Source organism: Halomicronema hongdechloris C2206 (assembly GCF_002075285.3).
Classification (GTDB): domain Bacteria; phylum Cyanobacteriota; class Cyanobacteriia; order Phormidesmidales; family Phormidesmidaceae; genus Halomicronema_B; species Halomicronema_B hongdechloris.
In genome coordinates this window covers 2531734-2545777 of record NZ_CP021983.2, presented here as the reverse complement: position 1 = coordinate 2545777, position 14044 = coordinate 2531734, and the positions used below count along the sequence as shown (strand labels likewise).

The 14044-nt window shown below is 53.9% G+C and carries 13 protein-coding genes; 4 read left to right on the top strand and 9 right to left on the bottom strand.

Annotation, left to right across the window (positions count from 1 at the left end):
• Window positions 1-3: 3 nt before the first annotated feature.
• Window positions 4-750 (bottom strand): FkbM family methyltransferase, encoded by a 747-nt coding sequence (locus tag XM38_RS11420; RefSeq protein WP_080813010.1) that lies wholly within the window; start codon window positions 748-750, stop codon window positions 4-6.
• Entirely contained in the window at window positions 747-2063 is a 1317-nt protein-coding gene (locus tag XM38_RS11415; protein WP_080813008.1) for an ABC transporter ATP-binding protein, read from the bottom strand. Before XM38_RS11415 ends, XM38_RS11420 begins: the two co-directional genes overlap by 4 nt.
• 1006 nt (window positions 2064-3069) lie before the next feature.
• Between XM38_RS11415 and XM38_RS11410 the strand changes: the two genes are divergently transcribed.
• The 3 genes from XM38_RS11410 to XM38_RS11400 all read left to right on the top strand — a co-directional run bounded on the left by XM38_RS11410 (window position 3070) and on the right by XM38_RS11400 (window position 5580).
• Window positions 3070-3864 (top strand): CPBP family intramembrane glutamic endopeptidase, encoded by a 795-nt coding sequence (locus tag XM38_RS11410; RefSeq protein WP_137455083.1) that lies wholly within the window; start codon window positions 3070-3072, stop codon window positions 3862-3864.
• A gap of 183 nt (window positions 3865-4047) precedes the next feature.
• Window positions 4048-4800: a GntR family transcriptional regulator gene (locus XM38_RS11405; protein ID WP_187329377.1), complete on the top strand. Its 753-nt coding sequence runs from the start codon at window positions 4048-4050 to the stop codon at window positions 4798-4800.
• 153 nt (window positions 4801-4953) lie between these two features.
• Window positions 4954-5580, top strand: a complete 627-nt coding sequence (locus XM38_RS11400) for a Uma2 family endonuclease (protein WP_306441497.1) — start codon at window positions 4954-4956, stop codon at window positions 5578-5580.
• Between the two features lie 9 nt (window positions 5581-5589).
• On the opposite strand, the gene XM38_RS11395 is transcribed toward XM38_RS11400, so the two are convergent.
• Window positions 5590-6213 carry a CBS domain-containing protein gene (locus XM38_RS11395; RefSeq protein WP_080813004.1) on the bottom strand — a complete coding sequence of 208 codons (624 nt, stop codon included), beginning with the start codon at window positions 6211-6213 and terminating at the stop codon, window positions 5590-5592.
• Window positions 6214-6362: 149 nt separating this feature from the next.
• Window positions 6363-6527: a hypothetical protein gene (locus tag XM38_RS25950; protein WP_187329375.1), complete on the bottom strand. Its 165-nt coding sequence runs from the start codon at window positions 6525-6527 to the stop codon at window positions 6363-6365.
• 637 nt (window positions 6528-7164) lie between these two features.
• Between XM38_RS25950 and XM38_RS25945 the strand changes: the two genes are divergently transcribed.
• Entirely contained in the window at window positions 7165-7317 is a 153-nt protein-coding gene (locus tag XM38_RS25945) for a hypothetical protein (protein WP_187329374.1), read from the top strand.
• A gap of 237 nt (window positions 7318-7554) precedes the next feature.
• Here the strand turns inward: XM38_RS25945 and XM38_RS11390 are convergent, their stop codons facing one another.
• The 5 genes from XM38_RS11390 to XM38_RS11375 form a co-directional block, all read right to left on the bottom strand.
• Window positions 7555-7791 carry a hypothetical protein gene (locus XM38_RS11390; RefSeq protein WP_080813002.1) on the bottom strand — a complete coding sequence of 79 codons (237 nt, stop codon included), beginning with the start codon at window positions 7789-7791 and terminating at the stop codon, window positions 7555-7557.
• A 108-nt stretch (window positions 7792-7899) separates the two neighbouring features.
• Window positions 7900-9330, bottom strand: coding sequence for an AAA-like domain-containing protein (locus XM38_RS11385; RefSeq protein WP_088429875.1), 1431 nt, complete (start codon window positions 9328-9330; stop codon window positions 7900-7902).
• The gene (locus tag XM38_RS11380) at window positions 9323-10678 is read right to left on the bottom strand and encodes an AAA-like domain-containing protein (RefSeq protein WP_088429873.1); all 1356 of its coding nucleotides are present in this window, start codon (window positions 10676-10678) and stop codon (window positions 9323-9325) included. Before XM38_RS11380 ends, XM38_RS11385 begins: the two co-directional genes overlap by 8 nt.
• A 243-nt stretch (window positions 10679-10921) precedes the next feature.
• Window positions 10922-11080: a hypothetical protein gene (locus XM38_RS25940; RefSeq protein ID WP_187329373.1), complete on the bottom strand. Its 159-nt coding sequence runs from the start codon at window positions 11078-11080 to the stop codon at window positions 10922-10924.
• 170 nt (window positions 11081-11250) lie between these two features.
• Window positions 11251-13932 carry an MGH1-like glycoside hydrolase domain-containing protein gene (locus XM38_RS11375; protein WP_088429871.1) on the bottom strand — a complete coding sequence of 894 codons (2682 nt, stop codon included), beginning with the start codon at window positions 13930-13932 and terminating at the stop codon, window positions 11251-11253.
• Between the last annotated feature and the right edge of the window lie 112 nt (window positions 13933-14044).

Here is a 14044-nt window from a genome sequence, read left to right as displayed (position 1 = left end):
TAACTAAGTTCTCGAGTCTAAAAAAATAGAGGTCTTTGCCAGGTTTGCATATATTTTATAGTCTTCCTTAAATAGAAAATTGTAAACCTTAGAGTTTTCAAATTGCCTGATGTTTTGACTTGATAAATCTTCTACTAATAAAACTTTTGGTCTGAATCTATTCCAGTCATTAGATTTTAATACTTCATAGTCGAGACCTTCAACATCAATATTCATAAAGTCAATCACTTGTGATTCATTTAAAATATTCTTCTCAAGAACGACAGACAATCTTTCTGTTTTTAGTTTTTTTGTGGAGATGATTTTATATTTTTCATGTTTATTACGTTGAGTGGATATTTCTTCAGAGAAGCCATTCAGAGCTGGTTCATTAAATTGATAATATGTCAACACTTGAGACTTGCTAAAAATTGGAATCTCAATATTTATATCTCTTGGCCTTATCTTTTTGAAAAGCTCCATGCTACCTGGCATAGCGTCAATATTAATGCCATGCCAACCCTTTAAGTAAAAGTAATAGGTGTTTGAGAATCTTTGTGGATGATGCGCTCCTACATCTACGTAGAATCCATTTTTTTGAGAATAAAATATTCTATCTAAAATCAGATCTTCACCCTCCTGAGAAAAAGATATTTTATGATAAGCATAGTATTTTTTGGGGTATATAAAATATCCGCTTGGATGAACAACTGACGTCAGTATTTGGAGATACTTTAAGGCTTTTCTTGATAAAATAGAACTGTTTTTCATGTGACAGAATCAGTAAACTTGAGTCCTTTTGGTTCTAATGCACTCCATTCTCCTCTAATTAAAATAGGTCCTATTCCACTGTGAGGAGATCTCCCTTTGGAATAGAAATAACCGTCTTCTATATCGATGAATCCAATGTAACCTCGAGGCCAATCGGCCTCGATATCATTAACTAGGATTCGAGCACCTATGTAATATCTTCCCTTTGAGAGCTGTATATCCTTGATTTTGCAACTGATTTGTCCATTTGATGGCAAGTCAGAAAATGATGCTCCCATATAATCACTATATAAAATTGATAACGAGTCTCCTAGGCTGGTATGTATACTGAATCCTAAGGAAATATTCCTTAAGGGCTCAGATGTTTTTATTTCGTATTTAAATTTTAAGATGATATCGCTGCCTGATAAAGCGGTACTGACTTTCTCTCCGTGCAGGTTTTCGATCCAGAAATCCACGATTTGTATCCTGCCATTCCCAGTTCTTCTTAACTCACAAATGGCATCCTGGTTGGCAGAAATATCTAAGTCTTTGACATAAAAATTAATTCCTGATTGAGGGTCGTCATCAATTTTTAGCTGCCCAGATCCCAAAACTAGAACTCTAGAGCATAAACTTTTTACGGCAGCCATTTGATGACTGACGAATAAGACCGTTCTCCCTTCTCTTGTGGCAACATCTCCCATCTTCCCTAAACACTTTTTCTGAAATGCTGCATCTCCCACAGCCAGCACTTCATCCACGACTAAAATCTCCGGCTCTAGATGCGCGGCCACCGCAAACGCTAGGCGCACATACATCCCCGACGAATATCGCTTCACCGGCGTATCTAAAAACCTGGCGATCTCAGCAAATTCGACAATTTCATCGAACTTGCGATTGATCTCGGTTTTGCTCATGCCGAGAATCGCACCATTGAGAAAAATATTTTCTCGCCCGGTGAGTTCTGGGTGGAAGCCGGTACCCACCTCCAGCAGGCTGGCTACCCGTCCCTTAATCCGCACCCGCCCCGTGGTGGGTTCCGTGATGCGGCTCAAAATCTTCAGTAGGGTCGACTTCCCGGCGCCGTTGCGGCCAATGATACCGACCACTTCACCGCGCTTTACCTCAAACGACACATCCTTCAGCGCCCAGAACTCTTCCCGCACCTCTGGATTGACCGGTTTTCCCGGATGCCGCAGCCGCTGCAGCAGCGCCTTAGCCCCATCACTGATCACATCCCGCAGCGCCGTATACTGATAGGCCCCTGCCTGTTGATGACCGATGATATATTTCTTGCCGAGATTTTCGACCTGGATGACCGTGTCAGACATAGGGACCGAGACGCTGAGGACTTCACATTAGGGATCAGTCTTCCCCTGATCCTGGCAAAGATTTCATAAAGTGGCTCAAGACTCGAGACTTTTTTATCGGCCACCGCGACAGATATGGCTGCAATCAATTTGCATAGGGCATTTCGGTCGCCCTTCGACAACGGTGTCTTAACCATGATGGCTGCCGCTATCGGCCACGATAGACGGTTGGCTCCGTAGGCAAACTGACGCCCTCAGAGCCTGGGCAATTGGGGGTGAGACTCCAATTGATCACCCCTCAACCCTCATCAATGAGGGGCTGACCCCAAATAATTGACTTTTACCCAGAACGATTGCCTTCAGAGTGAGACGGGGCTTTATTAAAATGAGACAGCCCTGACACCTCCCCTGCTCCCCTCGGTGGGAGGAGAAGAAGAGCACTCTGCTGAGTAGACCTCACTCCTGTCATTTCCGCGGTGGCGGGAATCCAGTTTTCGGGGATCTCTGCCTAAGGCTGTCTGCTGACGGCGTAACTTCTGTCTGGATTCCAGGCAGTGCTGGGTAAGTGGTGTGTCACCTCGACTCCGCTCGGTGACCGGTTGTCGCTGGGTAAGCGGTTGTCGCTGGGTGATCAAGATTTAGCTGGGTGAGTGGAGTCGAACCCCAGTGGCTCAGAAAGTAATCCCAGATAGTGGCAATTGGCATAGCCCCTCTGTCTGGATTCCGGGTCGCGTTGCGCTTGTCCTGGAATGACGGGTTTTCGGTTTCGGGATTCTGATGGAGGTAGCAATCTAGTCGTCGGGATCCTAGTTCGTGATCGGGTTAACCCCTATAAGCAACATACTCTCGTCATGCCTACAATCAACGCAAAAACCTCAGGGTTCACCCCCTGAGTTGAATTGGTCCATAGGCACTGAAAGCCTACAATGGTTTGGGTTTTCTCTGTATAGGCGCGGCTTCTAGCCGCCAGCGATGAGATTTTGGATACTTAGGCCCCACTCCTAATAGCGTGCTGACCCCATTTCCTGTGCTGACTATATTACTGGTGCTAGCGGTCTGGGCTTTGCTGTGGCTGCCGATAGCGCTGGTGTGCTGGCGTCTCTGGCGTTGGCCGCTGCAGTACCCGGTTCCGCCTGAACAGAGGCTCCCCTTGTTGTTGCCGCTCTATGGGCTAGCGCCGCTGCTGCTGTGGGGGCTACAGCGTGTAGGGGGGGAGTCTTTTGCCGACTATGGCTTGGTGTTATCGGGGGGGCTGATGCGATCGCTAATGCTGGGCTGGGGCTGGGGGCTGGCAGGAGTCCTCGGCATCTATGGCGTTCAAATCGGCGTGGGTTGGCAGCAACGACCGACCTTGACGTCCTTATCTTGGCCGCTGCAGGGAGGCATCTTGCTGTTAGCGCTGGTGGTAGGGGGTGTAGAAGAGTTAATGTTCCGCGGCTTTGTGGTCAATCAACTGCAGCCAGCCTATGGCGTTGGGGCAATGGTTGCGATCGCAAGTGGTCTCTTCGCCATGCTGCACCTGATCTGGGATGGCCCCGCCGGCATCGTCAATCTACCCGGCTTAACCCTGATGGGAGTCGTCTTGATTCTGGCCCGCTGGGCCGATGGCGGCTCCCTAGGCTTGGCCTGGGGGTTGCACAGCGGTTGGGTCGCCGCTCTAGCCTGGCTCGATACCACAGGCAATGGAATCGCCAGTGGTACGGGTCCCACCTGGTTAGTGGGACGCCCTGGATATCCCCTTACTGGTGGGTTGGGCCTGGGGCTATTGCTGCTGACCGGGGGAGTGCTTTGGGGATGGGGGAGTAGGGGAGTAATGGGGTAATGGGGGGATGGGGAAGTAAGGATGACGCCAGCTGCGTAACCATAGACCTATCTCCTTCACAACCTTGCCCCCGCCCCCCATCGGAATTCTTAGTCAGGAGCGTATACTGTATACAATGATGGCATCGTAACCTGGCTTACTACCATCAGCAACGCCCCTCAGCATCAGCTGCATCAGCAAAGGATGATCGCCTTGGCCCTATCCTCGAATCCGCTGCCCCGACGGGAATCGTTATACGAGCAAACCTATCAAGCCCTGCGGACGAGTATTCTCTCGGGGGAATTGGCACCGGCAGAGCGATTGGTAGAGACCCAACTGGCCCAGCAATTGCAGGTGAGCCGCACCCCAATTCGGGAGGCCTTTCGCCAGCTGCAGCGGGAAGGGCTAGCCGTAGTTGAGCCCAGCGGTGGTTTGCGGGTGATTAGCGTCTCCGTAGAAGATGCAATTCACCTCTACGATTGTCGCATCGCCCTGGAGCAGGTCGCCGTGCGCGAGGCCTGCCTCAAAATGCGTGATGACTCGCCAGTAGCGGCTTCTGACCACAGCATTCTAGAAGACCTGCAGCAGTCGATTCTGCAAGCCGAGCGAGCCGTGCAACGACAGGCCTCGACCCTAAATACCTTTCAACTGCTGAGTTTGGACTATCAATTCCATCGCAAAATCGCCGCCAGTACAGGTAATCCCTGGCTAACGGGGTTACTCCAGCAGGTCTTCGACAAGATGCTGCTGCTGCGGGTGCAAACCACCCGCCACGACCCCAAAGTGCTAGACATTTGCCACGAGCATCGTCAGATTTGTGCTGCCCTCGCCAGTGGCAACCCCGACACCGCCATCGCGGCCATCCAAGCCCATCTGGAGGCCAGCAAGGAACGGGTGGTCAAGGCCCTAGACGCGTTGACTCAGACGACGTCAGAGGTGGGTAGAGTCAGCTCTTAACCTTAGCCTGTGGGTCATTGCGCATGTGCGATCGCACCTCTGGGCCAGAGATGACTCGCGGTACGATCGCTGCGCTCTATCATTGGAGTACTAAGCGGAGTACTAAGCAAGCAACTGCTCCGGCCATTCCCGATACGAGTTAGCCCTATGGTGATGTCGACATCTCCTCCCCAAGCGATCGGTGAACAACGCGTCACCTTTCACCACCTCAACTGGCAGGCCTACCAGCAGATTCTCCAGGCCCTACCCCAAAGCCGCGCCGCCCGCATCACCTACGATCGCGGTATTCTCGAAATCACCATGCCCCTAGAAGATCACGAATTCGCTACCCGCCTCATTGAACTGTTTATTCGTATTTTGGTGATTGAGCTGGGGCTGAAGATCAAAACCCTGGGGTCTACTACCCTGGTGCGAGCAGATCTCAACCGCAGTCCCGAACCGGACAATGCTTATTACATCCAAAATCAGCCCCTAGTGGCCGGTCGTCAGGTCGATTTGCAGCATGATCCGCCTCCAGACCTAGTGGTAGAGATCGACATCACCCATACCGATATCGACAAGCTGGAGCTCTATGCCAGCCTAGGCGTGCCAGAGCTTTGGCGTTATAACGGGCGCGAGTGGCGAATCTACCAGTTGCAAGGGCGGCAATACCAAGAGGTGGAGGCTAGCCCCACCTTTCCAACCGTGCCGAAATCAAAGCTTTACGAGTTTTTAGCCCTGGCCCAACAAGATGAAGTCAACGCCGACCAGCAACTACGAGCCTGGGTGCGATCGCAGTGATCGCCGGCCTTACCCGCTGCACCAGGTGTCGTATTCCTCATCCCCAAAGGCCTGGGGATAGACTTCACGGTAGGCTTCAAAGGCCGTTTTCTCTAGCTTTTCCTGGCGCTGGTGGGCCAGTTCTGCCTGCAGCGCATCTACAGCGACCCAGGCGGCTTTGCAGGCGGGGGTATCGGCCCCTTGGGTTTGACACACTGTCTTGGCCGTTTCTGTCAGTTGTTGCAGTTGCTGGCTGAGTCTTCCTTCCAGGGATTGCTGTAGAAAATCTCCCCGCTCCAGAATATCGACAATGGAGACGACGCCCAGCAGTGTTGACTGAATCACCGGGGCACAGTGAAGGTTATAGTCGGTGAGCAAGCGGGCGGCATATTCAATGCCGAGGTTGGGATTGAGGACGATGCAAGGCTTGCTCATGACCTCATAGACCCGGACAGCGTCCAGATCACGGCCAGAGGCGACCACTTTGGCCACAATATCGGTGGCGGTCAAGATGCCATAGGCGTCCTCATCGTGGGCCCGCTCTACGATCAGGGCCTGAATCCCTTGCTGCCGCATCAGTCCTACCGCACAAGCCACCGTTGCCGAGTTGCGAATTGTCACGACCGGCGTGGACATGATATCGGCAACTTTCATGACCCCCGATTCCTCACCATAGCAACGTCGTCCTACTCTAGCCGGTCAGCGGCTAGATATTTCTACGCTTGACCTAACGCGTAGGCTACCTAGCCAACGTCCGTTGCCATTCTCTCACAGCCATCCGCCCCCTTAGAAAATGACCGCAGCTACCGGCGGTGTTGGAGATGTCGGCGAGTCTTGACGGCAGTAGGCACATCCACAAGCGGCAGAATCGGACAGTAAAGGGCAACCTGATGCCGTTGGAAGCCATACATTTCTGCTAGCGAGGTAGGAGATAAAGACGTCTCAGGAGTAACTTGCTTGGATGTCATGGGAGCCATCTCCAAATCAAGGCAGCGACAGCTATCGGTAACAGTCCTGGGGTCTGGGTCTGAAGCGAGCGCTTTCTCTGTTCAGTTTCTCTGTCAATCTGTGACTCTCTGTCAATCTGTGACTCTCTGTCAATCTGTGACTCTCTGTCAATCTGTGACTCTCTGTCAATCTGTGACTAGATCTGTGACTAGCGGCGGCAGAATCGGGCTACTTGGCTACTTAGGACAGCAGCCATAACTTAGTTTAGTATACTCTCAGAAAAGGTTTTTGTGATGTTCAGATCACTTAATTTCCTCGGATTAAAGCATGAGCTCAACCCATTATTTTCTAGAGCTGGTGCTCTTTATCTGCGATCTTAACCTGCATGAAACTACTAATTATTTTTAATAAAAATAAAGAAACAGCGACTATTAGCAGTCATGGATATTATTGGGAATTAAACTAATAGTTACATCGTGCAAGACAATGACCAGCGTTTCTTTGAATATTTTTTGTGGAATATATGGCCACAGCCAGTTAGATGAGGATATTCCAAATCAGCGAATTCTTTGCCTAGCAAGCACCCTGATTCTGCCCTCTGACTTTTTCCGTCTGCCTTTCACTATGTCTAGTAGCTGATCCCAAGAGGATATCACCATGGAACCGATGATTTGGCGACCTGAGCCCCACGATAAGCAGGTAAATGACTATCTCGACCGCAAGAATCGCGAGCCTTGGTTAGCTATTTTGGCTATCGGGCTAGTGTTTATCTGTTCGGTCACGCTCTTAGTCCTGATTGGCACATTTTAGTAGGTCTCCCATCTGGGTAGCAGCGGCTGCAATTGCCCGATGTCTTGTTAGCGATGTCTTGTTAGCGATGTCTTGTTAGCCATCTCTCGAGGGCAGACGGCAGCGAATTGGGCCTTTGGCCGCAGCTGGATCAACGACCCTACGGCAGCAATAACGCCTCTATTACTTAGAGCAGAAGGTTGTATTGATAGGGATTTCTCCTTCTTCCTTCTTCCTTCCTACGTCTGCCTTGGCGTACTATTCTGTCGTCGCGGTGCTGCCCACCACAAACTGCAGCAAGGCATAGGCTTCTTCCCCCGGTAGGCGAAAAGTTTGGCCCTGGTATTCGATGATGTAGGTACCGGCGATTTCGCCGCAGGCATTACAGGTGAGGGTACTGGTGCTGAGGGCTTTAATACTCAGCTGGCGAATCTGCGCTTCTAGCCAAGGACGATATCCGGGGATGACATTGAGGTCAAACTTGGTTAAGTTCATGACGACTTCCGGTTAACTATCTTTTAATATTGTCCCTCGACTTTCCGGGGCTGAGGTGAAAATTGGCTGATAGTTGGCTTAGAGCCGAGCTGTGGCGGCAGCTGAACTTCACCTCAGCAGGCTGGTGAGTAAGGCAATCACTGAAATGACCAGACAGGTGCCTAAACTGAGATAGCCCAACCAGATAATTTGGGTGGCTTTTTGCTGGGCGGCGGCTAGCATTTGGTTGGCCTTTTCCTGGGCGGCCAACTCCATTCGCACCATCTTGGTATCCCATTCTTGGCTGGCAGAGAGGTAGCGATAGTCTAATTCGCTTAGGTGTTTGGGAGCGGCCCAAGCCAGGGCTTCTTGCAGGGCTTGGCCCATTAGCAGGCGTGACTCATCCTGGCAGTGGGAGGCTACCCAGGCATTGAGGGCGGCGGCGTAGGGGCGCCGTTCGGATAGGCGCTGACTTACCCAGTCGCTATCGAAGACGGCGGCGTAGATGGGATTGGTGATCTGCAGCCGGCCGTCCCGGTCAATGGCAATGCCAGAGAGCCTCAGTTGGGCTTGGTCGTCGCTGCCGTCAGCTTTGAGGTAGCCCTGGCTTAGGAGCTGCTGATAGAGGCTCAACTGGCGGCCAGCGCGTTGGTCGTCGCCTAGGATGCGATCGCACATCGTCCGCAGATGTTCTGGCTCATCCTGGGCTTCCCAATGGTGGACGATATGCGATCGCACCAACTTAGCCACCGCCATCGCCTCTGTCCCCCTGGCAATCGGCACTTGGCGGTAGTGCTCCTGCAGCAGCCGACAGAGCTTCTGGGTCAAGAATGGCTGTCCCCCGGTCCAATGCAACACTTGGGCTAACACAGCCTCGGGGGCTTGGGCAATGGCAGCAAGCCCCGACTGCAAGGGAGCCGCCTCCGCCAGAGTAAAGCCCCCCAAGGTGATGCCCTGGCCAATGTTAAACGGCGTCTGCCCAGCATCGGCCACCAACTCCCGGGGCGTGGCCACCCCAAATAACGCCCAGGTCAGCCGTCGGTAGGCCCCCTGTTCCGCCTGGGCATTGTGGCAAAATCTCACCAGCCCGAAGAAGTCGCCTACGGCAAAGCTGAGGCCCTTCACACTGTCGATCTCATCTAGAAAAATAAACAGTCGCTCTTGGCACGGACCCTGCAGCAGCACCTCCTCGATGAATTGACTCAGCTTCTGCACCGGTGGCAGTTCCCCTAGCCCTTGCCACCAAGCAGGCAAATTCACCGAGGGCCGCCTGCCGACCTTCCGGTGCAGATCGAAAGCCAGTCCCTGGTACCACTGCTCTCGACTCAGTTGATGACTGCCGATGCGGGTCATATCGATGGCAGCACAGCGGCCCTGGCCAGACGCTTCCAGGCGATGGCGAGTCTGCACCCGCAGGCTGGATTTGCCCATCTGTCGGGAGCTCAGTACATAGCAAAACTGCCCCTGCACCAGGGCCCGATAGAGGGCCCCATCGGCATTGCGCTCGATATAGGTGGGATTATCTGCCGCCAGGCTGCCCCCAACTTGGTACTCATACATGGGTCGAGGGCTGGTCTGCCGGCAAGAAATTGAGGAAATAGTGGCGATATAACTCGCAGCTGGGAGTGGCCTGATTTTTATCGAGCGTAATCAGGCCCAGGCTCTCTAAGCGGTAGGCGGTAATGGGGTCTAGAGACACCGGCTCCGCCGCCTGAATCACCCGACGAAAGGCGGCCTGCAGCCCTGGAAACGGTGACAGGGCCGCCAGCAGGTGCCGCAGATGATCACTGTAGATACCCGATTGAGTAGGGGCTTCCTCGATTAACTGGTCTACACCCATGCCATTCTGGGCTAGGGCATACAGGGCCAATCGCACCAATCCTGGACGGCAACTGACCATATGCAGCAACGTTAACAATTGCTCTTGGCCCCCCTGACCGTCAGCCCAGGTGAGACCGTGGCGCTGGGCCAGCTCCTGCACCTGGTCCAGGGAAAACGAGGGTAACTTAATCGCAAGCCCCACATTAAACGGGGACTGATTCAACTGCAACGGCACATACACATCGGTGGCATAGGCCAACACCCACCGCAGTTTCTGCCAAGCTGGCAACTCGCGGCCGTCTTCATACCAAGACCGCAGCAGCGGTAGAAATTCCGAGGCCAACTCCGGGTACTGGAAGAGGTCATTCAGCTCATCCAGGGCAATCACTAGCCCATCGCTGATCTGGCTGAGTACATGGTCTTCCAGGTAGGCGGTGCAGCTGACCTTACTGCCGATGTCGGTGTTCCAATAGCTGTCCAGATCGGCCTCTAGCCCCAATTGATAGCTGATATTGGCACAAAACCAGCGCAGAAATCGATCTAGATCGGTGTAGATGGCCCGGTCGGCCCGGTGAAAACTGAGGCTGACGCAACGCAGCTGGTGCTGTTGGGCATGGGCCAATATGCGCCGCAGCAACGATGTTTTCCCCATCTGCCGGGGAGCTTTGAGGCGAATCAGGCTGCCGGGTTTGAGCACAGCGGCCATCACCTGGGTCTCGATGGGGGGCCGCTCGATGTATAACGGCGAGTGCAGGGGCACCGGACCATTGGGAAATTCTAAGGCCAGAGGCAGGGACGCAGAGACACTCTGGGGCGAGGACATCGGGGCCATATGGTTGCGGGCATAGCGCCTGAGCACGGCTTTGATGGTGCTCTTGGAGACTTTCTGCCCCAGGGCCTCCGAGATCATCTGCCACAGACGAAATCCCACATCGCGAATGTAGCTGTGCTCGTAGCCATAGGCATCGGCGATTTCAGCATAGGTTTTACCTTGCCACACCTGGCTGAAAACTGTTTCTTGCAGATCACTCAGGGGATGGTGGGGGAGTAGGTGATCCAGCAGGGCCAGAGCCTCGTCGGATTGCATATCAATTGCCACGCACTATTTGAGCATGATCATACTGAATTGGGTGACAGACGATCAGTATCGCTCAAGGGTAAAGCCCCTATGCCAGCCACTAAGCCGACATCGGCAGCGGCAAAGCAGATGCCATAGACTCACGAGAGCCAGCCCAGCCGGCCAATTGCCGGCCCTAGCAGTGGATACCAGAGAGCTGCTCCCGATGAGCCCTCTGTCCTGAAACCGTCCCGGGATCGTCCGAGTAGTCTGTCAGTACGAGAGATTAGGGTGAATTGAGATGGTCTTCCAGATGTGTTGAAAGGGCTGTCCCAGCTTGCGGTCAAGCGATCGCACCTCATCCAGCGGTCGTAGGTCACGGGGGGCAGACAGGGCTGGCGAGAAAGTCCGATCTAACACAGCGAGTTTCATGGGAAACAGGCGAGGCAGCGGGCAGTCTGTCACCTTGGCCAGGTTGGCGAGGTTGGGGCCTATCTCTATCCTGTGCTGCAATCAGATTAATCAGCAGGATGTCCTCAAAGCGTCCGCCGATCATCCCAGACCGATGTGTTGGTGACCCCAGAAGCCATGCTCACTGCCTGCTAGCTACTATATTCCGCCTGCTGTTGAATCAGCTTGGCAACCAGCCCAGTCCAGCCGGTTTGATGGCTGGCTCCCAGGCCGGCGCCGTTGTCACCATGGAAGTACTCGTGAAACTGAATGTAGCCTCGCCAGTGAGGATCAGTCTGTAACGGGGCAATGCCCCCATAGACAGGGCGACGTCCACTGCCGTCGCGGAGAAAAATCGCCATCAGCCGCTGGGATAACTCACTGGCCACTTGCCACAGCGTCATCCACTGCCCCGACCCTGTCGGACATTCCACCCGATAGTCATCGCCCAGGTAGTGATGAAACTTCTGCAATGACTCGATCATCAGATAATTCACCGGAAACCAGATCGGCCCCCGCCAATTAGAATTGCCACCAAACAGACCGCTGCTAGACTCAGCCGGTTCGTAGTCTATCCGGTACTCCTGGCCGTTGGCGTAGAACACATAAGGATGCTCGACATGGTGTTTGGAGAGGGCGCGGATGCCGTAGTCACTCAGGAACTCGGATTCATCCAGTAGCTTTTCTAAGAGGCGGCATAGCTTATCTTGAGGCCGGGCTCGACCCATGGTGGCATAGCAGAGGGCCAGCATACGACGGGCACCGACACCCTCGGTTTCCATGCAGGCGACATTGCGCTTCAGGTTGGGACGGTTGCGGATGAACCACTGTAGGCGTTCAGCGAAGTTAGGTAAGCGCCGTAGCAAATCCGGTTCGATGGTCATCACCGCAAACAGAGGAATCAGCCCCACTAGGGAGCGAATCGTCATCTGGATGCGCTTGCCATTTGGCAGATGCAACACATCGTAGAAGAAGCCGTCTTCCTCATCCCAAAGCTGGGTGCGGTCGTTACCGATGTGGTTCATGGCATCGGCGATGTAGATGAAGTGCTCGAAGAACTTGGTGGCCATGTCTTCATACACAGGGTTGTCCCGGGCCAGTTCTAAGGCAATCTCCAACATGTTGAGGCAGTACATGGCCATCCAACTGGTGCTGTCAGATTGCTCCAGGGTGCCGCCCGTGGGTAGTTCGGCGCTGCGATCAAACACGCCAATGTTGTCGAGGCCCAAAAAGCCCCCTTCAAACACGTTATTGCCTTCCCTATCCTTGCGGTTTACCCACCAGGTGAAGTTCAGCAGCAGCTTTTGAAAGACCCGCTCTAGGAAGATCCGATCTCCCTGGCCTGTCAACTTTTGCTCAATCTTGTAGACCCGCCAAGTGGCCCAGGCATGTACCGGCGGATTCACATCCCCAAAGGCCCACTCGTAGGCCGGCAGCTGGCCGTTGGGATGCATATACCACTCCCGGGTCATGATATCGAGCTGCTGCTTGGCAAACTCGGCATCGACCATGGCCAGGGGAATACAGTGAAAAGCCAGATCCCAGGCGGCAAACCAGGGGTATTCCCAGGTGTCGGGCATGGAAATGATGTCGGCGCTATCGAGGTGTCGCCACTGGCGATTGCGACCCTGCTGGTGGCCTGGGGGCGGTGGCGGCATGGTCGGATCACCCCGGAGCCAATCTTGTACCCCGTAGCGGTACATCTGCTTGCTCCACAGCATCCCGGCAAAGGCCTGGCGCTGAATCGATCGCTGGTCGGCGGTCAGAGTAAAAGGGGTGAGGGCAGCATAGAAGTCATCCGCCTCTCGCCGCCGGGCTTGCAAGACGGTGTCAAAGTCGTCACCCAAGGGGGCCTGCAAATGAGCTTCTTGGGTCAGTCGCAGCCGCACCGTCTGACCCTCTCCCGCCCCCACATGCAGCCGATAGTGGGCAGCTGCTTTCGTCCCTATCTGCTGCGGATTTATGGCGTCTTTCTGACCGTGAATCACCGCATCGTGGATGCCGTCCTTAACGTAGGGAGACGAGTTCTCGGCCTCAAACAGTTTGGCGATGTTGGTCTCGTTCTCGGTGAAGTACAGGGGCAGCGGGCCGGCAGTAGCGCAATGGAGCCAGTAGCGTCCCAGGAGGGGATGGGCAGCTTCAATGGTGCTGCCCCAATTGCCGGGATCGCCGAGTTTGAGAACAGGTTTCTCAGTGCCCTCGCCCCAAGACCAGGTATTGCGATACCACAGGGTGGGTAGCAGGTGTAGGGGGGCTGCCTCTGGTCCCCGATTAACCACCTCGATCTGAATCAGGATGTCCTCTGGGGCCGCTTTGGCATACTCCACGAACACATCGAAGTAGCGGCTCTCAGCAAATACGCCAGTGTCCAGCAGCTCATATTCCATGCTGCCCCGGCCCCGCCGCTGGTTTTCTGCCACCAGGTCAGCATAGGGATACTCGGCTTGAGGATACTTGTAGAGACACTTCAGGTAGCTGTGGGTGGGGGTGCTATCTAGGTAAAAGTAGTACTCCTTCACGTCTTCGCCGTGGTTGCCCTGGCTGCCGGTGAGGCCAAACAGTCGCTCTTTTAGCACCGGATCCTGACCGTTCCACAGGGCCAGAGCCAAACAAAGCAATTGCTGATCATCGCAGATGCCACCGATACCGTCTTCGCCCCAGCGATAGGCCCGCGAGTGGGACTGCTGATGGGAGAAATAGTCCCAGGCTTCGCCGCTGGCACTGTAGTCTTCTCGTACCGTGCCCCACTGGCGCTCGCTCAAGTAAGGCCCCCATTTTTTCCAGGGGGTTGCAGGGACCTGGGCGGCTTGCAGGCGTTCGTGTTCTGGCGTCATAAAACCTGGAGGTGTGGCTTTGGTTAGCTTTTAGGGTGACATCTGAGTCTGAGAATCACTTGAATGGATAAGCAAAATATACTGATTTCTGGATCCCATCCAATTTTTCTCT